Origin of the sequence: Paraburkholderia sp. SIMBA_053 (assembly GCF_046534895.1) — a bacterium.
GTDB classification, from domain to species: Bacteria; Pseudomonadota; Gammaproteobacteria; order Burkholderiales; family Burkholderiaceae; genus Paraburkholderia; species Paraburkholderia caledonica.
On sequence record NZ_JAWRXU010001510.1, the window covers coordinates 1 to 243 of the forward strand.

Here is a 243-nt window from a genome sequence, read left to right on the forward strand (position 1 = left end):
GATCCGTTCGTCATCACCGCGTTCGGGTCAAAAATCGCGCTCACGCACGGCGACGCGCAATGCACGTCGGACCGCAAATATCAGCGCTTTCGTGGCTTCGCGCGCAACCATTTCGCGCAGTGGCTGTGTCTGGTGTTGCCGTATCGCTGGCGTAAAGCGTTGGCGTAAAAAATGCGCGCATCGCGCGAAGCGGGACGCCAGCGCCCTGTGTCGCCGCGTTACGACGTGACGTCGGAAGGCATC

The 243-nt window shown here is 61.7% G+C and carries 1 pseudogene; it reads left to right on the forward strand.

The window, feature by feature from the left end:
• Positions 1-243, forward strand: a pseudogene (locus tag SB753_RS40615) (UDP-2,3-diacylglucosamine diphosphatase); the annotation flags it as partial.